Annotated in this window: 18 protein-coding genes; 9 read left to right on the top strand and 9 right to left on the bottom strand. The window is 64.3% G+C overall.

From position 1 onward, the window contains the following. Nucleotides 1–3 precede the first annotated feature (3 nt). From E8E95_RS12065 to E8E95_RS12055, 3 genes are all read right to left on the bottom strand, one after another. Entirely contained in the window at nucleotides 4–1,524 is a 1,521-nt protein-coding gene (locus tag E8E95_RS12065) for an aldehyde dehydrogenase family protein (protein ID WP_280350349.1), read from the bottom strand. Between the two features lie 131 nt (nucleotides 1,525–1,655). Continuing rightward, entirely contained in the window at nucleotides 1,656–3,224 is a 1,569-nt protein-coding gene (locus E8E95_RS12060) for a methyl-accepting chemotaxis protein (RefSeq protein ID WP_280350347.1), read from the bottom strand. A gap of 176 nt (nucleotides 3,225–3,400) precedes the next feature. Continuing rightward, nucleotides 3,401–5,185, bottom strand: a complete 1,785-nt coding sequence (locus E8E95_RS12055) for a PQQ-dependent methanol/ethanol family dehydrogenase (RefSeq protein WP_280350345.1) — start codon at nucleotides 5,183–5,185, stop codon at nucleotides 3,401–3,403. Nucleotides 5,186–5,412: 227 nt separating this feature from the next. On the opposite strand from E8E95_RS12055, the gene E8E95_RS12050 reads away from it, so the two are divergent. Further along, nucleotides 5,413–6,426, top strand: a complete 1,014-nt coding sequence (locus tag E8E95_RS12050; RefSeq protein WP_280350343.1) for a hypothetical protein — start codon at nucleotides 5,413–5,415, stop codon at nucleotides 6,424–6,426. Nucleotides 6,427–6,522: 96 nt separating this feature from the next. Here E8E95_RS12050 and E8E95_RS12045 read toward each other — a convergent pair whose 3' ends face one another. From E8E95_RS12045 to E8E95_RS12020, 6 genes are all read right to left on the bottom strand, one after another. After that, nucleotides 6,523–7,467 (bottom strand): quinoprotein relay system zinc metallohydrolase 1, encoded by a 945-nt coding sequence (locus E8E95_RS12045; protein WP_280350341.1) that lies wholly within the window; start codon nucleotides 7,465–7,467, stop codon nucleotides 6,523–6,525. A gap of 9 nt (nucleotides 7,468–7,476) precedes the next feature. Continuing rightward, nucleotides 7,477–8,226, bottom strand: coding sequence for a quinoprotein dehydrogenase-associated SoxYZ-like carrier (locus E8E95_RS12040; protein WP_280350339.1), 750 nt, complete (start codon nucleotides 8,224–8,226; stop codon nucleotides 7,477–7,479). A 13-nt stretch (nucleotides 8,227–8,239) separates the two neighbouring features. Then, entirely contained in the window at nucleotides 8,240–9,118 is an 879-nt protein-coding gene (locus tag E8E95_RS12035; RefSeq protein ID WP_280350337.1) for a transporter substrate-binding domain-containing protein, read from the bottom strand. 5 nt (nucleotides 9,119–9,123) lie between these two features. Continuing rightward, complete coding sequence (gene pedF, locus E8E95_RS12030) at nucleotides 9,124–9,561, bottom strand: cytochrome c-550 PedF (RefSeq protein WP_280350335.1); 438 nt, start codon at nucleotides 9,559–9,561, stop codon at nucleotides 9,124–9,126. A gap of 244 nt (nucleotides 9,562–9,805) precedes the next feature. Beyond that, entirely contained in the window at nucleotides 9,806–9,937 is a 132-nt protein-coding gene (locus E8E95_RS12025; protein ID WP_280350333.1) for a hypothetical protein, read from the bottom strand. Nucleotides 9,938–10,259: 322 nt separating this feature from the next. Next, complete coding sequence (locus tag E8E95_RS12020; protein WP_280350331.1) at nucleotides 10,260–10,394, bottom strand: hypothetical protein; 135 nt, start codon at nucleotides 10,392–10,394, stop codon at nucleotides 10,260–10,262. A 153-nt stretch (nucleotides 10,395–10,547) separates the two neighbouring features. On the opposite strand from E8E95_RS12020, the gene E8E95_RS12015 reads away from it, so the two are divergent. The 8 genes from E8E95_RS12015 to E8E95_RS11980 all read left to right on the top strand — a co-directional run bounded on the left by E8E95_RS12015 (nucleotide 10,548) and on the right by E8E95_RS11980 (nucleotide 19,055). Beyond that, on the top strand, nucleotides 10,548–11,744 hold the full coding sequence (locus E8E95_RS12015; protein ID WP_280350329.1) for an ABC transporter substrate-binding protein: 1,197 nt from the start codon (nucleotides 10,548–10,550) through the stop codon (nucleotides 11,742–11,744). Between the two features lie 23 nt (nucleotides 11,745–11,767). Continuing rightward, complete coding sequence (locus tag E8E95_RS12010) at nucleotides 11,768–12,736, top strand: YVTN family beta-propeller repeat protein (RefSeq protein ID WP_280350327.1); 969 nt, start codon at nucleotides 11,768–11,770, stop codon at nucleotides 12,734–12,736. After that, complete coding sequence (locus E8E95_RS12005; RefSeq protein WP_280350325.1) at nucleotides 12,733–13,455, top strand: ABC transporter ATP-binding protein; 723 nt, start codon at nucleotides 12,733–12,735, stop codon at nucleotides 13,453–13,455. The genes E8E95_RS12010 and E8E95_RS12005 overlap by 4 nt, the downstream gene beginning before the upstream one ends. A gap of 46 nt (nucleotides 13,456–13,501) precedes the next feature. Further along, nucleotides 13,502–14,296 (top strand): ABC transporter permease, encoded by a 795-nt coding sequence (locus tag E8E95_RS12000; RefSeq protein WP_280350323.1) that lies wholly within the window; start codon nucleotides 13,502–13,504, stop codon nucleotides 14,294–14,296. 440 nt (nucleotides 14,297–14,736) lie between these two features. Continuing rightward, nucleotides 14,737–16,899: a multicopper oxidase domain-containing protein gene (locus E8E95_RS11995; RefSeq protein WP_280350321.1), complete on the top strand. Its 2,163-nt coding sequence runs from the start codon at nucleotides 14,737–14,739 to the stop codon at nucleotides 16,897–16,899. 8 nt (nucleotides 16,900–16,907) lie between these two features. Next, nucleotides 16,908–17,858: an SCO family protein gene (locus E8E95_RS11990; protein WP_280350319.1), complete on the top strand. Its 951-nt coding sequence runs from the start codon at nucleotides 16,908–16,910 to the stop codon at nucleotides 17,856–17,858. A gap of 17 nt (nucleotides 17,859–17,875) precedes the next feature. Beyond that, nucleotides 17,876–18,373, top strand: coding sequence for a hypothetical protein (locus E8E95_RS11985; protein WP_280350316.1), 498 nt, complete (start codon nucleotides 17,876–17,878; stop codon nucleotides 18,371–18,373). A 136-nt stretch (nucleotides 18,374–18,509) separates the two neighbouring features. Then, the gene (locus E8E95_RS11980; protein WP_280350314.1) at nucleotides 18,510–19,055 is read left to right on the top strand and encodes a PQQ-dependent catabolism-associated CXXCW motif protein; all 546 of its coding nucleotides are present in this window, start codon (nucleotides 18,510–18,512) and stop codon (nucleotides 19,053–19,055) included. Nucleotides 19,056–19,103: the final 48 nt, after the last annotated feature.

Raw genomic sequence — 19,103 nt, 5'->3', positions numbered from 1 at the left:
GGATCAGAAGAAGCCCAGCGGGTTGATGTCGTAGCTCACCAGCAGGTTCTTGGTCTGCTGGTAGTGGTCGAGCATCATCTTGTGGGTTTCGCGGCCGACGCCGGACTTCTTGTAGCCCCCGAACGCGGCGTGCGCCGGGTACAGGTGGTAGCAGTTGGTCCACACGCGGCCGGCCTTGATGCCACGGCCCATGCGGTAGGCGCGGTTGATGTCGCGGGTCCACAGACCGGCACCCAGGCCGAACTCGGTGTCGTTGGCGATCGCCAGGGCTTCGGCTTCGTCCTTGAAGGTGGTGACACCCACCACCGGGCCGAAGATTTCCTCCTGGAACACGCGCATCTTGTTGTGGCCCTTCAGCAGGGTCGGCTGGATGTAGTAGCCGCTGGCAAGGTCGCCTTCGAGCTTCTCGGCAGCGCCACCGGCCAGCAGCTCGGCACCTTCCTGCTGGGCGATGTCGAGGTAGGAGAGAATCTTCTCGAACTGCTGCTGCGACGCCTGGGCGCCGACCATGGTGTCGGTGTCCAGCGGGTCGCCACGCTTGATCTTCTGCACCTTCTTCATCACCTCGGCGATGAATGCCGGGTAGATGGATTCCTGCACCAGCGCGCGGGACGGGCAGGTGCAGACTTCACCCTGGTTGAAGAAGGCCAGCACCAGGCCTTCGGCAGCCTTTTCGATGAAGGCCGGCTCGGCCTGCATGATGTCCTCGAAGTAGATGTTCGGGCTCTTGCCGCCCAGCTCCACGGTGGAGGGAATGATGTTCTCGGCGGCGCACTTGAGGATGTGCGAACCCACTGGGGTGGAGCCGGTGAAGGCGATCTTGGCGATGCGCTTGCTGGTGGCCAGGGCTTCGCCCGCTTCCTTGCCAAAACCCTGGACGATATTCAGCACGCCCGGGGGCAGCAGGTCACCAATGATTTCCGCCAGCACCATGATCGACAACGGGGTCTGCTCGGCAGGCTTGAGCACCACGCAGTTACCGGCGGCGAGGGCCGGGGCCAGCTTCCAGGCGGCCATCAGCAGCGGGAAGTTCCACGGAATGATCTGGCCGACCACGCCCAGCGGCTCGTGGATGTGGTAGGCGACGGTGTTCTCGTTGATCTCGGCGGCGCCGCCTTCCTGAGCGCGGATGCAGCCGGCGAAATAGCGGAAGTGGTCGGCGGCCAGCGGCACGTCGGCATTCAGGGTTTCGCGCACGGCCTTGCCGTTGTCCCAGGTTTCGGTGACGGCCAGGACTTCCAGATTCTGTTCGATGCGGTCGGCGATCTTCAGCAGGATCAGGGCGCGGTCCTGCACCGAGGTGCGGCCCCAGGCATCAGCTGCGGCATGGGCGGCGTCCAGGGCTTTCTCGATGTCTTCGGCGCCGGAACGGGGGAACTCGGCAATCACGTCGCCGTTTACTGGCGAGGTGTTGGTGAAGTACTGGCCACCGATCGGCGCGACGAATTCGCCGCCGATGTAGTTGCCGTAACGCGGCTTGAAGGTGACGACGGCGCCCGGAGTGCCTGGTTGTGCGTAGATCATGGCGTTGCTCTCTCTGGTCGGTACCTGCCCGGTTGGGCAAGCTGTGGACCGATCTTAGTCAGCCGTTGCCCAGCCCCGGTATGCGCCCATGGGAGAGACGCCCTCGTCATTTGGTAGTAATTGGCGGGCGCTCAGGCCCGCGCCAGAGCCTTCCTCCCCGAATTCGGCGTCGCCACCTGCTCAGGTCGATAGCCCAGGCGAAGCCCGCCCCAGTGCCGCCCCTGGACGATGATCGGCACCGAGAGATCGTGCATCAGCTCGCCCGTATCACGGGTGTAGGTCTGCAGCAGCAACGGCTGCTGGTGGCTGCCGCAGCGCAGGCCGGTGCGGTCGTTGAACATGCGCTTGCTGCGGCTGCGGGCCATGTCCTGCTCGGGGTCGCCGGTGGGTGCCTGGCTGAAGGCCTTGTTGTGGGTCGGTACATAGCCTTCCTGAGTGCAGGCGATGGCGAACACCAGCCCCTCGTGCTGTTTGAGCAGCGGCTCCTGAATGTCCGGCAGGACCTGGTCGGTGTAGCGGTCGAAACGCGAGCTGTATTTCTGCGGGTAGGTACCGGGCACCACCTGGAAGCGGCGGTCGAAGAGGTCGTCGAGACTGACGCGCCCTTCCTTCACGTCACGTTCGAAGCGCGCGGCGATGGCAGTCGCGCCGTCGCGGGCCAGGTCGTAGATACGCTGGTGGTAGTCATCCAGCCCTACTTCGGCCAGGCGCTCGCTGATGGTTTCGGCCTGCCCTTCCAGCTGGCTGGCGGCCCCGGCCAGGCGGCGGGTCTGTTCATCGCTGTCACCAAGGTCACGGCGCATCTGCCCCACCGCGTCGAACAATCCGGCAAGCTGATCGCGGTTGGTCCGGGCGCCACGGGCGATTTCGTCCACCTGCCCTTCCACCGCCGCAGCCAGTCCGGCGATCTTCTCCAACTGGCGGCCGGTCAGCTCGACCTGACCGACACCGGCCTCCAGGTCAGTGGAGAGCTGCTGGATCTGTTCCACCACCAGCGCAGTCTGACGCTGGATGTCGGCCACCATCTGCCCGACTTCGCCCGTGGCACTGGCCGTGCGCCCAGCCAGACCGCGCACCTCATCCGCCACGACAGCAAAACCACGACCATGCTCGCCGGCCCGCGCCGCCTCGATAGCGGCGTTCAGTGCCAGCAGGTTGGTCTGGCTGGCGATGGACTGGATGACCTGGGCAACCTGCTGGATTTCCTCGCTGCGTTGGCTGAGCGTGGCGATCAACTCGCGGCTGGCACCGGCCCGGAGACTCAGTTGCTGCATGAGTTCGATGGCCTGCTGCAACACTTCACGCCCCTCATCTCCGCTCTGGCGCACATCGTGGGCAGCAGCGAATGCCTGCTGACTGAGTTCGGACGTGGCCGCCTCGGTAGCGATCATCACCTCGGCGCTACTGACAATGCGTTCGGCGGCCTGCAGCTGGGACTTGAGGCGATCGGCCAGACGATCCACCGACCAGGCGACGCCGGCGGCGGACAGGGCGTTATGGCTGGTACTGCGGGACAGGTCGCGGGTCAGTCGGGACAGGTCGGCCGCCTCTTCTACCGTTGTCTGCTCCTGCCGCTTCTGCCGGAACAGCCAGGGCAGCGGCAGCAACACGAGGACGCCGAGCCAGGGCGGCAGGCCCGTCAAAGCCAAGTCGCCGGCGATGACGAGGATCAAGAAGCTGTGGATCAGGCAGTAGCGCATCGCTCATCCCTTTGTTGTCATTGTTTTCGGGTATTAAGCGGCGAATCGCCATCAGGCGACATGGTTCCTTGGTCGTAGAACGCACGGTGTAAATCCATGTGGGAGCGAATTCATTCGCGAATGAATTCGCTCCCACATGAATGAACAAGGCCCGCCGAGGCGGGCCTTGCAGCGCATCAGCGCTTGGCTACGGCTTCTGCCTTCGGCAGTTTGAAGGTCCAGAGCATGCCGCCCTGGTTCAGGTCCTTGATGCGTTTGGCCACCTCGCCACCCCAGAGCGGTACCGCGCCACCCCAGCCGGACAGCACGGAGACGTACTGCTCGCCATCCATTTCCCAAGTGATGGGCGAACCAATCACGCCGGAGCCCGTGTTGAACTCATAGAGTTTCTTGCCAGTCTTGGCGTCGAAGGCCATCAGGTAGCCCTCGGGGTTGCCGGTGAACACCAGGTTGCCCTTGGTCGCCAGCACACCGCCCCAGAGCGGCGCATAGTTCTTGTAGCGCCAGACTTCCTTGCCGGACTTCGGATCGATGGCGCGCAGCACGCCAATGAAATCCTCGTTCAGCGGTTTGATGGTGAAACCGGCACCCAGGTAGGCCGCCCCCTTCTTGTAGGAGATGTTCTCGTTCCACATGTCCATGCCCCACTCGTTGGAGGGCACGTAGAACAGGCCGGTGTCCTGGCTGTAGGCCATGGGCATCCAGTTCTTGCCACCGAGGAAGGACGGTGCGACGAACACCGAGCTGCCGTGCTTGCCATCGGTAGCCGGCGCGCCCGGACGCTTGGCGTCGTCGTAGATCGGACGGCCTTCCTTGTCCAGGCCCTTGGCCCAGGTCACGGTGTCGACGAAGGGGAAGCCACGGATGAACTTGCCGTTGGTGCGATCGAGTACGTAGAAGAAGCCGTTACGGTCGGCGGTGGCAGCGGCCTGCACGGTCTTGCCGCCATCCTTGTAGTCGAAGGACACCAACTCGTTGACGCCGTCGAAGTCCCAGCCGTCGTGCGGCGTGGTCTGGAAGTGCCACTTGATGGAGCCGTCTTCCGGATTCAGGGCCAGGCGCGAGGAGGAGTAGAGGTTGTCGCCCGGACGCAGGTGGGAGTTCCACGGAGAGGGGTTGCCGGTGCCGATCAGCAGGGTGTCGGTGTCCGGGTCGTAATAGCCACCCAGCCAAGGCGCGGCACCGCCGGTCTTCCACAGGTCGCCGGGCCAGGTCTTGCCGGCTTCACCGCCGGAAATGCCGCTCTCGACCTTCTTGCCGTCCTTGTAGACGTAGCCCATGTGGCCTTCCACAGTCGGACGGCTCCACAGCAGCTCACCGTTTTTCGGGTTGTAGGCTTCGACCTTGCCCACCACGCCGAACTCGCCACCGGCGACGCCGGTGATCAGCTTGCCCTTGACCACCAGCGGGGCGGCGGAAATCGAGTAGCCGGCCTTGTAATCGGCCACGGTCTTGCGCCAGACCACCTTGCCGGTGTCCTTGTTCAGGGCCACCAGCTTGGCGTCGAGGGTGCCGAAGATCACCAGGTCGTCGTACAGGGCCACGCCACGGTTGATCACGTCACAGCAAGGCATGATGCCGTCCGGCAGGCGGGCATCGTATTGCCAGAGCTTCTTGCCGGTGCGCGCGTCAACGGCGAAGACCCGCGAGTAGGAGCCGGTGACGTACATCACGCCATCCTTCACCAGCGGCTGGGCCTGCTGGCCTCGCTGCTTCTCACCGCCGAAGGACAGTGCCCACACCGGGCGCAGTTGCTGCACGTTGTCGCTGTTGAGGGCTTCCAGGGTGCTGTAGCGCTGGCCTTGCAGGCCCAGGCCGTTGGTCACTACCTGGTCGGTGGATTTGGCGTCATCGAGGATTTCCTGGTCGGTGACACCGGCCAGCGCCAGGCTACTGGACAGCACCAGCGCGACGCCGAGCAGCGTCCGGGCAAAAGGCGGTTTGAGTGTGGCGAGCTTCATTGACGGCTACCTCTGCGGGCTTGTTGTTGTGATCCGGGAAAGTTTCCCGGTCTGCCGCAAATTCTTGGTTTGCCGCGCCAGGCCAACAATTGGACGCAGTGCTGATTTTCCTACTCCGTTGGTAGCAATACCGACAATCCCTCGCATACTTCAGCTGCCGATTGTGCTGCGGCGTCTACCACTGGCAGACTGCCGCCCCTGCTTTGCACTCCAATACCCCGGGACCTATGCAAGTCTTCAGTGATCGTCAACTGCTCCTGGCCAGCTGGGCCATCGTTCTCCTCGGCCTGCTGCTGGTACTGCCCTTCCGGCTCCTGCCTTCCCTGCTGTCGGGGTTGCTGGTCTATGAACTGGTCATCAGCCTGGCGCCGCGCCTGCAGCCCGTGATTCCCGGCGGCCGCCGCGCCCGTTGGCTGGCGGTGGCCTTGCTGGGCACCCTGGTGGTGAGCCTGTTGTCACTGTTCTTCGTCTGGATCGCCGGCGTGGTGACGCAGGAAGTGCACAACCCCGGCCAGTTGCTGGAGAAGTTCATCACCCTCACCGAACAGGCCCGAGCACAACTGCCGGCGTCCGTCGAGAACTACCTGCCAGCCAGCGCCGACGACCTGCGCCGCGAACTGATGGATTGGCTGCGCGCTCATGTCGGGCAGCTGCAACTGTTGGGCAAAGGCGCGGCGCATACCTTCGTGACCATGCTGATCGGCATGATCCTCGGCGCCATCATCGCGCTGCAGCCCATCCCCAATTTCGAGACCTTGCGTCCGCTCAGCCGCCTGCTGCTGGAGCGCATGGCCCTGCTGGTCACCGCGTTCCGCAACATCGTCTTCGCGCAAATCAAGATTTCCCTGGTCAACACCACCCTCACCGGCATCTTCCTGGCGGTAGTGCTGCCGCTGATGGACATCCATATGCCACTGACCAAGGTCCTGATCCTGCTGACCTTCCTGCTTGGCCTCTTGCCGGTGATCGGCAACCTGATGTCCAACACCCTGATCTTCATCGCCGGATTCTCGGTATCGCTCTGGGTAGCAGTCGGCGCGCTGGGTTACCTGATCGCCATCCACAAGCTGGAGTACTTCCTCAACGCCCGCATCGTCGGCGGCCAGATCAGCGCCAGGGCCTGGGAGCTGTTGCTCGCCATGCTCGCGTTCGAGGCGATCTTCGGCCTGCAGGGACTGGTGGCGGCGCCCATCTACTACGCCTACCTGAAGAGCGAGCTGAAGCACGCGGAGCTGGTGTAGTACCGCGCACGGCTATCTGGTTGCCTTTGTAGGATGGGTGGAGCTTGCGATACCCATCAGCCGTGATCGATGGGTATCGCTTCGCTCCACCACATCCTACGGGGAGCCTTCCGCTGTGCTATCCACCCTCGGCATCCGCGCCACTTCGTACTTCGGGTACAGGTGGCTGACGGTGCGGATCAGCTCGTAGCGGCTCAGGTTCACTGACGCAAAACGCTGGGGGATGGGTGTGCGGATCACCTCGTTCATCTCCTCGCCCTTCCCCGCCGCCTCTTTCAACAACCCATCCAGCCAGCCCAGGTAGTCACGCATCTGCGCGAACGGTGCCTTGTCCTGACTGACAGGACCGTGGCCGGGCACCAGGACTTTCCAGGGCTGCGCCTCCAGCGTGTCGATATCCGCCTGCCAGGCATCCAGGCCTGGACTATTAGGCGTGGTCAGGGCGCGCTGGTAGAACACCAGGTCGCCGGCGAACAGCACGCCGGTGCGTTCATCCAGCACGGCGAGGTCGGCACCGGTGTGGCCGCGCAAGGCCAGCAGTCTCAACCGGTGACCGCCGACCTCACGCCCGCCGGGCTCCAGCGTTTCGGTCGGCAGGACAACTTCGGTGCCGCGCATCCAGTCCCCTACCAGGCGGTACATGTTTTCCGCCATGGCGTTGCCCTGCTCGTCGAGCAACTTGCGGGTGCCAGCCAGCGCGGCGATGGGCACATCGCTGAAGGCCTGATTGCCCAGCACGTGATCCGGGTGATGGTGGGTCAACAGCACCAGGGCCACGGGCTGGTCGGTGACCGCCTTGATGGCCCGGCGCATGGCCTCGCCATAAGCCCTGGAAGGCCCCGTATCGATCACCACGACACCCGCCTCGGTGACGATGAAGCCGGTGTTGACGATGTTGCCGCCGTTGGCCTTGTCGAAGTTGTCGGTGCTGCCTTCCAGCAGCCAGGTCTCCTCGGCGATCTGCCTGGGGCTGAGTGCGTAGTCCTGCTCAGCCTGGGCGGCGATGGCGACGCAGGCCAGTAATAGGGCGATCAGACGCATGGTCCCTCCTTAGAAACTGGCCTCGAATTCGTTGCCGTTGTTGTCGCGCAACCACAGCCTGGCTTCCTCATTGCCCTGCACGTCCAGGCTGATGGTGGGGTTTTCGCTCACCGCCGGGAACAGTTCGAGGCTGGCCAGGACCTGGCCGCGAGCATCACGCAATTCCGCCTGGTTGAGGAAGAACTCGGGGATGCCGCCGACCAGGCCGTTGTCCATGGGGTGGTCGATGCGCAGGCGCAGGCGGTTGCTGCCGCCATGGGGGAAACGGCCGCCGCGGACCTGGCCCAGGCGATCCTCCCAGCCAGCCTGGGCGCGCACCACACTGGGCGCGGTGCAGCCACCGCCCGCCGCATCGACGCGGGTGGAGCCGATATGCCAGAGGCCGTCGCGGGTCAGCACGGCAGCGCGGATCGGCGTGGCCTGCTCGACGCGAATGCGGATGGCCAGCACCGGCGCCACCCGCTCGCCGGGCTGGAAGATGAGTATCTGCGGAATCGGGTTGAGCTCGGCCCAGGCCATGATCTTCACCACCTGACCTGCATAGGCGCGGGCGTCCACCTGGATCGGCACCTGGCGCGAATCCTCGGCAAAGGGCGGCGCTTCCAGCACCACCTTGGGGTCGTGGACGAAGGGCTGACCACCGAGAATCCGCTGGTGGAAGTAGTCCCACATGACCGATTCCACCGGGTCCTGGCCAGCGCCCAGCAACGGCGCGCTGGCCCCGAGCAATCCCAATAGCAGCAACGAACGCCTGTGCATCCCGCACCTCCGGCTATTGAACGTCCTGATAAAGCCCCGGCAACTCGTAGCGCAGGCCGTAGGCGGCGTAGAGCTTTTCCATGCGGCCGTCACGCACCATGCCGTCGAGGGTTTCTTCTACGGCGTTGGCGAGCTGGCGATTGCTCTCGTGCACCGCCATGCCGATGTCCCATTCGGGCTGGCCGAGGTTGGGGTAGGTGTTGTCGGCGTTGAGGATCTGCGGGTCGTGAGCCTGGTGCTCCAGCCAGTCCAGCTCCCCGCGCAGGGCCATCACCGCGTCCACCTCACCCTTGCGCATGCCTTCGAAGGCCGCCGCCGGTCCCGGATAGTGGTGCGTATTGCGCGACAGGCGCCCGGCGAACACCGAGGTGAGGTAGAAGGACGGCACGCTTTCCAGCTCCACACCGATGGGATGGAACTGGAACACCCCGATGCTTGGCACCTCGGGCAGGCGCCGGCTGTCGTAGGCCACCTGCCAGCGCTCGCGCTGGTACGGACCGAACATCACCACCTGCTCGTTGGCCAACTCGCCCACGTCATTGCGCTTCTGCGAGTAGTCGCGGTCGTAAGGCACCCGCAGCATCACATCGGCGAGCACACCGGGGCGCATGTAGTGCCCCTTCCAGATGAAGTTGCGCAGGTCATCATCCAGCCGCTCTCCCGGCGTGACCCAGAGCAGTTCCAGCTTCAGCCCCAGCCCCTCGGCCAAGGCGTTGGCAAGGTCGATATCCACCCCGCGCGCCTTGCCGTCTTCCTTGAAGCTGTAGGGCGCGAAGTTCTCGTAGACGGCTACCCGCAGCACACCCGAGTCGACGATATCGTCATAGGGGCGCACCTGTGCCTGCGCCAGGGGCAGGCACAGCAGCCAGCACAGCAGAACCAGCAGGCGCATGGCGATCACTCGTCCACGTGCACGCTTTCCAGGTAGGTGCGGATGGCCCAGAGCGCTTCCTGACTGAGGAAGTCGGCCATCTTCGGCATGTACACCGCCCCGTCGCGCACCGCGCCATTGATCACGCGTTCCTTGAACCATTCATCGCCGCTGGCGTCGGTTTCCAGGAAACGCAGGTCGGGCGCGATACCACCGGATTTGGCTTCCAGGCCATGGCAGCGCGCGCAGTTCTGGTTGTAGGCGGAGGAGCCGATCTCAACCGCCAGGTCATGCTGGGCATAGGGCGCGCGGTAGGGGTTTTCTTCGCGCCACTCCTTGCCCAACTGCTCCAGGCCTTCGGTGTTCACTGCCTGGGGCACCACGTCGCCGTGGGCCAGGACGAATCCGCTGAGGGTCAGACCGGCCAGGAATGCGAGGCCGCGCAGTGCGCTGTTCTTGTTCATCACGTACATCCTCATTAGCTGTGCAAGGCGGCGCCCCGGTGAGGCGCTGTGAGGAAATGGTAAGAAGCCCCCGATAACACCCCCATCCTGCTTTGGTGGCTTGACCCTCCTCCCTTGGTAGTAGTGCGGGCGGAGGCAAACCTGCAGGCGGCAATGCAAACGGGCACGCGCGAGCGTGCCGGCGAACGGCAGGAGGCCATTCGCCGGCGAGCGAGTGCAGTGAAAGCGAGAGAGGTCGGGCTATTCAGTTGGCTCTGGAGTGCAGCGCCAAGGGAAGATTTTGGCCGGCCAGGTCGCTGGAGGCCCTGGCAAGTTCAAACTCGAGTACGCAGCAGAGTACCAGTAGCGGAAACAGCAGATGCTTGATGACGAGCATGGCGGAATCCTCTTGAAGGTTCCTGTGTCCGTCATGCTAGGTCCAAGCCCCCTGGCTGACCTTGCTACCTTGGTATCGACTGGGTAATACCTTCGTGGCGATCACTTCCGCCGCCTCTGGCGGCAGCCCCGTCGGAAACGGTGGCGGGGCATTCGCAGCAGCGCCAATTCATGGGCCATTCGCAGGATCAGTCCGTAGGATGTGGCGGGCGGCGCTCCGCTGGAGCGCAGCGATACCCATCACCTGTGAGCATTGACGCATCAGAAGCGCCCTACGCCCCAAGCGAATGAATTCGCCCCCACAAGGTGAGGAGCGGGCTGCTTCAATCCTTCAGCCAGATGACCGGCAACACTGAAGCGCCGCCCTGTTGGTGGAAGCCGGCCGGGCCGACGCGGTCGAAGCCGAGCAGACTGAGGATCAGCAGCAAAGGCAACAGCAAGTGTTTGAGGATGCGCATTGGACGGCTTCCTTCTGGTTTTTGTGTGGTCATCCTAGGGCCTCGTCGCCGCCCGCCTTCTACTACCTTGGTACCGCCCGACCGGTACTTTCTTCATATTTCCCAGACCCTGCCCCCTTCCTATGCTGGCTCCACGTTCAGAGGAGCCATGAAATGCGCCATTACCTGCTCCACGGCCTAACCTACTTGCTGGCGCTGACCAGCGCCGCCCTGGTCGCGACACATGTCCACGCTGAAGACGACGGCCTGGAGGTGCGCATCGGCTATCTGGCCTGGGAGCCCGCGCGCGGCCCGCTGCTGTCCAATGTGATTCCCGAACCGGAAGATGCCGGCCTGCGCGGCGCCGAACTCGCCATCATCGACAGCAACAGCACCGGCCGCTTCCTCAAGCAGAGCTATGCGCTGAGCGCCGTGCGCACCGGCACTCCCGAGGCGTTGCTGACCCAGGCGCGGGCACTGCATGAACAGGGCATTCGCCTGTTCGTGGTCAACGCCCCGGCGAAGGAGCTGCTGCAACTGGCCGATGCGTTCCCCGACAGCCTGCTGTTCAACGCCGGCAGCGCCAGCGACGAACTGAGGGGCGAACAGTGTCGCGGCAACCTCCTGCACAGCCTGCCCAACCGCGCGATGCTGGCCGACGCCCTGGCGCAGTTCCTCGCCACCCGCCGTTGGCAGCGCTGGCTGCTGGTGACCGGCGAAACGCTGGACGACCTGGCCTACGCCGCCGCTCTCCATCGCTCCGCCGGACGCTTTGGCGCGAAGATCGTCGAAGAGAAACCCTGGACCTTCGATAACGACCAGCGCCGCAGCGCCCAGGCGGAGATGCCGCTGTTCACCCAGGCCAGCGAGTACGACGTGGTGCTGGTGGCAGACGAGCGCGGCGATTTCGGCGAGTACCTGCCCTACAACACCTGGTACCCGCGCCCGGTGGCCGGCACCCAGGGGCTGACGCCCACCGGCTGGCACAAGACGGTGGAAACCTACGGCGCCGCGCAGTTGCAGAAACGCTTTGAAGCCCTGGCCGGGCGCTGGATGAACGATCGCGATTTCGCCGCCTGGATCGCCGTGCGAAGCATCGCCAGCGCCGTGACCCGCCTGAAGAACGCCGACGCTCGAGCCATCCGCACGCTGGCCCTGTCCGCCGACCTGCCGCTGGATGGCTTCAAGGGCCGCAAGCTGAGTTACCGCGACTGGGACGGCCAACTGCGCCAGCCCATTCCCCTCGTGCATCCCCGCGCTCTGGTCAGCACCTCGCCCCAGGAGGGTTTCCTGCACCCGGTCAGCGAGCTGGACAGTCTCGGCTTCGACCGTCCCGAAAGCACCTGCCGCCAGTTCGCCGCAGCGCACTGACCACAACAAGAAGGAAGTTCGCCATGCCCGCTCCCCTTGCCGCTGCCATCGGCTCAGCCCTGGTGCTCTTCGCCGGCCAGGCCCTGGCCGCCACCGCTTACGTGTCCAATGAAAAGGACAACAACATCAGCATCATCGACCTCGATAGCCTGGAGGTCACCGGGAGCCTGGAGGTCGGTAAGCGCCCCCGTGGGCTGCTGCTGTCCAGCGACAACAAGCTGCTGTACATCTGCGCCAGCGATTCCGACACGGTGCAGGTGATGGACCTGGCCACCCGCAAGATCATCAAGGAGCTTCCCTCCGGCGCCGACCCCGAGCAGTTCGCCCTTCATCCCAACGACCGCTGGCTGTACATCTCCAACGAAGACGACGCCCTGGTGACCGTGGTCGACACCCAGAGTGATCAGGTACTGGCGCAGATCGACGTGGGCGTGGAGCCCGAAGGCATGGCGGTGAGCCCGGATGGCAAATGGGCGATCAACACCAGCGAAACCACCAACATGCTGCACTGGATCGACACCGCTACCCAGCAATTGGTGGACAACACCCTGGTGGATCAGCGCCCGCGCCATGTGGAGTTCACCCATGACGGCAAGCAGCTCTGGGCCTCGGCCGAAATTGGCGGCACCGTCACGGTGGTGGACGTCGCCAGCCGCCAGGTGCAGAAGGTGCTCAAGTTCCAGATCAAGGGCGTGCATCCGGACAAGGTGCAGCCGGTTGGGGTGAAGCTGACTCGCGACGGCAAGTACGCCTTTGTCGCGCTGGGGCCGGCCAACCACATCGCGGTGGTCGATACCGGCACCTATGAAATCCTCGACTACCTGCTGGTGGGACGCCGCGTCTGGCACCTGGCGTTCACCCCGGACGAAAAGCGCCTGCTGGCCACCAACGGCATCAGCGGCGACGTCTCGGTGATCGATGTCGACAGCCTGAAGGTGACCAAGTCGATCAAGGTCGGCCGTTACCCCTGGGGCGTGGTGGTGACCCCGTGAACGCGCTCGATCTGCTTGACCTGTCCTTTGCCTACGGTCCGCGCCGTGCCCTGGACAGGGTCGGGTTCCACCTCGAATCAGGCAGTTTCACCGCCCTGCTCGGCCCCAATGGCGCGGGGAAATCCACCCTGATCGCACTGCTCACCCGGCTCTACGACCTGCGCCAGGGCGAGATTCGCGTCTGCGGCTATTCGCTGCGACAGGAGCCGCGCAAGGCCCTTGCACAACTTGGGGTGGTGTTCCAGCAGAGCACGCTGGACCTGGACCTCAGTGTTGAACAGAACCTGCGTTACCACGCTGCGCTCCATGGCTTGCCCGGCAAGCTGGCCACGCAGCGCATCGAGCGGGAGCTGGAACGCCAGCAATTGGGATCGCGTCGGCACGACAGTGTGCGCCTGCTCAATGGAGGACACCGGCGGCGGGTGGAGATCGCCCGCGCGCTGCTCCACGAGCCACGCCTGCTATTGCTGGACGAAGCCAGCGCCGGCCTCGACCCGGCCAGCCGCGAGGGCTTGAACCGGCACGCGCGGCAACTCTGCCGCGAACAAGGCGTTGCCGTGCTCTGGACTACTCACCTGTTGGATGAGGTCCGACCCGAGGACCGGCTGCTGATACTCAACCAGGGGCGGATCATCGCCAATGATCACGCCGCCAGCCTCGGCGCCCAGCAGGAAGGCGGCCTGGCCGCTGCGTTCGAGCGGCTGACTGCATGTGCATGAACGCAAACCGTTGCGGCGCACCCAACCCATCTCCGGAGGCATGACGATGTTCGCTCCCTACTGGCATTGCCTGCGCGGCATCCTGCTGCGCGAGTGGCTGCGTTTCGTGCTGCAGCGCACCCGATTTCTCAGCGCCCTGGTGCGCCCGCTGCTCTGGCTATTGGTGTTCGCCGCCGGTTTCCGCGCGGCCCTGGGCATCGCCATCATCGAGCCCTACGACACCTACATCACCTATGAAACCTACATAGTTCCGGGCCTGGCCTGCATGATCCTGCTGTTCAACGGCATGCAGGGCTCGCTATCGATGGTCTACGACCGTGAGATGGGCAGCATGCGCCTGCTGCTCACCAGCCCCCTGCCCCGTCCCTTCCTCCTGGCTTCCCGCTTGCTGGCCACATCGCTGGTATCGCTGCTGCAGGTCTATGCGTTCCTCGCCATCGCCTGGCTCTACGGGGTGCAGCCGCCGGCCTTCGGCCTGCTCGCGGCGTTGCCTGCGTTGCTGTTGGCGGCATTGCTGCTCAGTGCCCTGGGACTACTGCTCTCAAACGGCATTCGCCAGCTGGAAAACTTCGCCGGCGTGATGAATTTCGTGATCTTTCCGCTGTTCTTCCTGTCGTCGGCGCTCTATCCGCTCTGGAAGATGCGTGAGGCCAGCGAATGGCTGTACTGGCTCTGCGCACTCAACCCCTTCAGTCATGCGGTCGAGATGGTGCGCTTCGCCCTCTACGAGCGCTTCAACCCATTGGCGGTTGCCATCTGCCTGGTGCTGACGCTGGCCTTCGCCATGGCCGCACTGTTGAGTTTCAACCCCCAGCATGCGGCCTTGCGCAAGGCCGGGTAGCTGCCCTACCAGGGGGCACTGTAACGCTCGGGAAACACTGGAGTTTTTCTCTGTGCTCTGTGGGAATGAAATGCACTTCTTTAGTCTTAAAGAGACTGAGAAAGCGCACGATGGCTGATTGACAGCACCCCTATTCGTAACAGGATGTTTCAAGAAAACTGGAAAGCGATACAGAAACGTCCTGCTGTCTCATTCAGCCATGAGAGTGGCCTGCGGGAAGCGAGGCCAGCCTTGGGACGTGCCGCGCGAAAGCTCCCTGCTCATTCCACGTACTTTCGACTTCCGGGCCTCGGCGGCCGGTAGCCTTGCCTCTGCATCCCGTTCCTGCGCAGGGGCTCTTCCAGGGGTGCCACTATGAGGAGGGGCAGATGTACCTTCCACGGGATGTGTCGAGGGCACGACTCAGGGAAGCGGAGAATGCTCGAAGGAACTTTGCCGAATTGGCGAGTGCTCTCGCCAAGGGCGAAGTCACGCGACGTGATTTCATCAAATGGGGCCTGGCCACCTCCAGCGGACTGCTGCTTCCAGTCCACGGATTGAGCCCCTTCACCAGCAGCGCCTACGCCGATTCATTCGACATCCCGACGGGCCTGCCACCCAGCCCGTTGTTCGGCGTCCAGGCATTCACCCAGCCCATGCCGCGCTTCGACGTGCTGCCCCGCAAGCCCTTCATACCGAACACCGGTGTGATAAACCCGATCCCATCCAGTCCTGGCGTGCCCGGGCCGGACCCCATGGTGCAGGCGAACACCACGCAGCGCCCGGTGCCGGCGGTGCTGGGGGGTGGCTACGGCCCCATCGAAGGGCGACCGCCGGGACCGATCTGGGCTCACCAGCAATGGGACACTTTCCCGCCCAGGTTCATCGTCGAAGTCACCCAGGAAGGCGCCAAGGTCAACAAGAACTACAACCCCGGGGTGCCGTCGAACCTCAATTCGGGCATCGATCCAGCCCGGGACCTGCGCCCGGCATTCCACCCTGGCCTGCCTGACCAGGGACCGCTGGCGATGTGGACCTTCAACGGCACCTTGCCGCCCAAGCTGCTAATCGGCCGCTACCACGACTCGATCATCTTCCGGCACCACAACCGCTTGCCCGAGGACCCGACCGCCAACGGCGGTTTCGGCATCCACACCCTCAGCACCCACGAGCACAACGGCCACCACGGTGCCGAGAACGACGGATTCACCGGGGCTTACTTCTTCCCTGGCCAGTTCTACGACTACCACTACCCCATCTGCCACGGCGGCTACTTCAGCTTCAACAAGGATGGAACGGACCCCCGTTGCGGCGCCCCCAGCGATGGCGGAGGCATCGTTCCGTATCCCGGAGACTACCGGGAGACCATGAGCACCCACTGGTTCCATGACCACATGTTCAGCTACACGTCGCAGAACGTGTACAAGGGCAACGCCGGGATGTTCAACCTCTACAGCTCCCTCGACCGCGGCAACGAAGAGATCATCGACGGAGTGAACCTGCGCCTGCCCAGCGGTTCGGCCAAGTCCTACGCCAACCTCGATTACGACGTGAACCTGATGATCGCCGACAAGGCCTGGGACCAGGATGGGCAACTGGCGATGGACATCTTCGATTTCGATGGTTTCCTCGGCGACGTGATGACCGTGAACCTGGTCTACAAGCCGTTCTTCGAGGTCGAGCGGCGCAAGTACCGGTTCCGCATCCTCAATGCCGCGGTCGCGCGCTTCTTCAAGATTTCCCTGAGCGATGCCTCGCCGATGATCCAGATTGGCAACGACGGCAACCTGCTGCCCTCGCCCGTCGTGCTGACCACGCTGGACGAAATGGGGATCGCCGAGCGCTATGACATCGTCATCGACTTCTCGCGCTACAAGATTGGCGACAAGGTCTGGATGGTGAATCTCGCTGAACACGAGAATGGCCGGCGACCGAAGGAAGACCTTTCCCTGCGCGATGCCCAGAACGGCAACTCCGAAGACCCCTGCGTCGGCCGTTTCCTCGAGTTCCGCATCGTTCGTGATCCGGCGAGACCGGACAAGAGCCAGGTGCCGGCGGTGCTTTGCCCGAACCCGGACCTGTCGAAGATTCCGGTTGCCGCCCAGCGCACCTTCGAGTTCGGTCGGGGCGCCAAGCAGACCACCAGCGACCCGATATCCAGCTTCTTCGGCCCATGGGGCATCAAGACCGACGGCGCCGACACGCTCGCTGCAGACTTCGGCCGCGTCTCGGCCGGGCCACGCTTTGGCACCCGTGAAATCTGGACGCTGAAAAACGGCGGTGGCGGGTGGGACCACCCCATCCACATTCACTTCGAGGAAGGCCAGATCCTGGCCCGCGACGGCAAGGCGAGCAACGTGCCGGCATGGGAGCGCGGGCGCAAGGACGTGTATCGCCTGCATCCGGGCGGCAGTGTCACCATCAGCCTGCAGTTCAGGGACTTCGGCGGGATGTTCATGGAGCACTGCCATAACACCACCCACGAAGACAACGCCATGCTGATGCGCTGGGAAATCGACAACCTCGGCGGCGCCTTCCTGCGGCCTCTGCCGACGCCGATCCCGACGCCCCAGGGCGTCACCTTCGTGTCGCCGACCGAGATCCTGCGGACCGCGTTCAAGTAGGAGGCGGCATGACCGGCTTGCGCGTCGCACTCGGGCTGGCCATCTGGTTGATGGCGGCCGGCGGTTCGTCGCTGGCCGCCCAGCCGTGGGGGCCGGGGTATTTCCCCGACGTCCCGCTGGTCAACCAGTACGGCGAGACCGTGCATCTGTACCGGGATTTGCTCAAGGGCAAGGCGGTGGCCGTGAACATGATCTTCACCCAGTGCTCGGCCACCTGCCCGCTCAGCACGGCCAACCTGGTGCGCGTGCAGAAGCTGCTGGGCGATCAGGCAGGCCGCGAAATCCACTTCTACTCCATCAGTATCGACCCGATTCACGACACGCCGGAGGTGCTGAAGGCCTACGCCGAGAAGTTCCACGCACCGCCCGACTGGCTGTTCCTCACCGGCGCACCCGATGATGTCGCCCTGGCGCAACGAAAACTGGGGCTGTGGTCGGTCACCGATGCCGAGGCGGACGACAAGCACCTCGCCAGCCTGATGGTGGGTAACGAGCCCACGGGGCAATGGATGCGCCAGTCCACCATGGATAACCCGGCCTTCCTGGCCAGCAAGCTCAGCTCGTTCCTGCTGGGGTGGCAGCGGCAGCGCGGCGTTACGGGCGAGGACTACGCCAGCGTGCCAGCCATCGAAGGCCTCGATGCCGGTCGCTACCTGTTCCAGAAGGCCTGCACCGCCTGCCACAGCGTTGGCCAGGGCGACGCCTTGGGGCCGGACCTGCAAGGCGTCACCGAGCGTCGCAGCCGGGAATGGCTACAGCGCTTCATCAAGGCACCCGAGCGAATGATGGCGCAGAAGGACCCCATTGCCGTGGAACTCTTCGCCCGTTTCAACCAGGTGCAAATGCCCAACCTGGGCCTGGGCGACCAGGACGTCGAAGCCCTGATCCGCTATCTCGAACAACCCAGCGCGACGCTGCCCGCACAAGGCGCGGAACGTCCCGCCCTGGCGACCCCCTGAGGGTCGAGGAGACCGAGATGAATGTTGCCCGAAGGCATTTTCCGTCCGCGCTGCTGGGAGCCGCCAGCCTGCTGGCCATCGCGGCCTCGGGCACGGCCACCGCGTTGACGCTGTTCCCACGCCGAGCCGCGCAGCTACTGGTTCCCATCGCCGGCACCCTGAGCACACCCCTGGACGAAATCCCGCTCAAGGGTGTGGCACGCATCAACAGCACCACGTTCAGCGATCCGGACCTCGCCGGGCCGCCGGGGGTGATCCTGCTGATCGACTTCATTGCGGTGGTCGGCATCAGCCGCAAGACCCGCACCGCCTACTTCGCCCATGGCGAAAACCGCGTGGTGCGTGAGTTGCGCTCCACCGACCTGGTGGAACTGACCTTTCCCATCACGCCGCTGAACGTCAGTGCGATCAGCAACGCGCTGCCGGTGCTGGCCACCTTCCAGCTGTCCTTCGACGTGGATCGTGGCGTGCTGCTGTCGGCGAAGGCCGATCTTTCCACACCGACCTTCCAGTGAGCGGACTGCCCCTGCCGATTCGGCTCCGGCCGGGGCTATCTACTACTTTGGTACCGGTTGCCCCCTCTTAACGTCGAATTCCCAAAGCAGCGGCGCTGGCCTGTAATGGCTGCATAAAAAGAACAGAGCGTCCGCCATGAAGCGCCTACTCACCTGCTTTGCCTGCGTTGTCCTTGCGCTGCCCGCGATCGCCAGTGAAGCAGCCGACATCCCCCTGTTCTCTGCGGACGGCTACCGCCTGACCCGCTACCGCAGCCCTACCCCAGCGAGCGCCGAATCCGCCCGCACCCTGGATACCGCCCAGCTCCAGGCCCAGTTGAAGGCGCAGCCCGATACCCTGCTGGTGGACGTCTACCGCCGCCAGTGGCTGCAAGGGAACTTCATCGAAGACGAACCCCACGCCAACCTGCCTGGCAGCCTCTGGCTGGCCAACACTGGCGATGGCGAACTCAGTGCCGAATGGCTGGGTTACTTCAGCCGCCATCTGCGACAGGCCAGCCAGGGCCGCAGCGACCGCCCTCTGGTGTTCTACTGCCGCTCCGATTGCTGGTTGAGCTGGAACGCCGTGAAGCGCGCTGCCGCGCTGGGCTACACCAACCTCTACTGGTACCGTGACGGCATCGATGCCTGGGAACAGGCCGGGCTTCCCTTGCAGCCCGCCCATCCCTTGCCATTCCCCTGACCCGGCAAGGTCGGGCATGCCGCACCATAATGAGAAAAACGAGGTGAA

It is taken from the genome of Pseudomonas sp. BN414, assembly GCF_029871275.1.
Lineage (GTDB): Bacteria > Pseudomonadota > Gammaproteobacteria > Pseudomonadales > Pseudomonadaceae > Metapseudomonas > Metapseudomonas resinovorans_C.
The sequence above is the reverse complement of the archived record's forward strand: the minus strand, read 5'-3'. Positions and strand labels throughout refer to the sequence as shown.

Coding starts and splice junctions, on each gene's coding strand:
- E8E95_RS12040 (WP_280350339.1), bottom strand. CDS start 8,226: ATGCACAGGCGTTCGTTGCTGCTATTGGGATTGCTCGGGGCCAGCGCG.
- E8E95_RS12020 (WP_280350331.1), bottom strand. CDS start 10,394: ATGCGCATCCTCAAACACTTGCTGTTGCCTTTGCTGCTGATCCTCAGT.
- E8E95_RS11990 (WP_280350319.1), top strand. CDS start 16,908: ATGACCGGCTTGCGCGTCGCACTCGGGCTGGCCATCTGGTTGATGGCG.
- E8E95_RS12025 (WP_280350333.1), bottom strand. CDS start 9,937: ATGCTCGTCATCAAGCATCTGCTGTTTCCGCTACTGGTACTCTGCTGC.
- E8E95_RS11980 (WP_280350314.1), top strand. CDS start 18,510: ATGAAGCGCCTACTCACCTGCTTTGCCTGCGTTGTCCTTGCGCTGCCC.
- E8E95_RS12000 (WP_280350323.1), top strand. CDS start 13,502: ATGTTCGCTCCCTACTGGCATTGCCTGCGCGGCATCCTGCTGCGCGAG.
- E8E95_RS12045 (WP_280350341.1), bottom strand. CDS start 7,467: ATGCGTCTGATCGCCCTATTACTGGCCTGCGTCGCCATCGCCGCCCAG.
- E8E95_RS12035 (WP_280350337.1), bottom strand. CDS start 9,118: ATGCGCCTGCTGGTTCTGCTGTGCTGGCTGCTGTGCCTGCCCCTGGCG.
- pedF (WP_280350335.1), bottom strand. CDS start 9,561: ATGAACAAGAACAGCGCACTGCGCGGCCTCGCATTCCTGGCCGGTCTG.
- E8E95_RS12065 (WP_280350349.1), bottom strand. CDS start 1,524: ATGATCTACGCACAACCAGGCACTCCGGGCGCCGTCGTCACCTTCAAG.
- E8E95_RS12015 (WP_280350329.1), top strand. CDS start 10,548: ATGCGCCATTACCTGCTCCACGGCCTAACCTACTTGCTGGCGCTGACC.
- E8E95_RS12060 (WP_280350347.1), bottom strand. CDS start 3,224: ATGCGCTACTGCCTGATCCACAGCTTCTTGATCCTCGTCATCGCCGGC.
- E8E95_RS11985 (WP_280350316.1), top strand. CDS start 17,876: ATGAATGTTGCCCGAAGGCATTTTCCGTCCGCGCTGCTGGGAGCCGCC.
- E8E95_RS12010 (WP_280350327.1), top strand. CDS start 11,768: ATGCCCGCTCCCCTTGCCGCTGCCATCGGCTCAGCCCTGGTGCTCTTC.
- E8E95_RS12055 (WP_280350345.1), bottom strand. CDS start 5,185: ATGAAGCTCGCCACACTCAAACCGCCTTTTGCCCGGACGCTGCTCGGC.
- E8E95_RS12050 (WP_280350343.1), top strand. CDS start 5,413: ATGCAAGTCTTCAGTGATCGTCAACTGCTCCTGGCCAGCTGGGCCATC.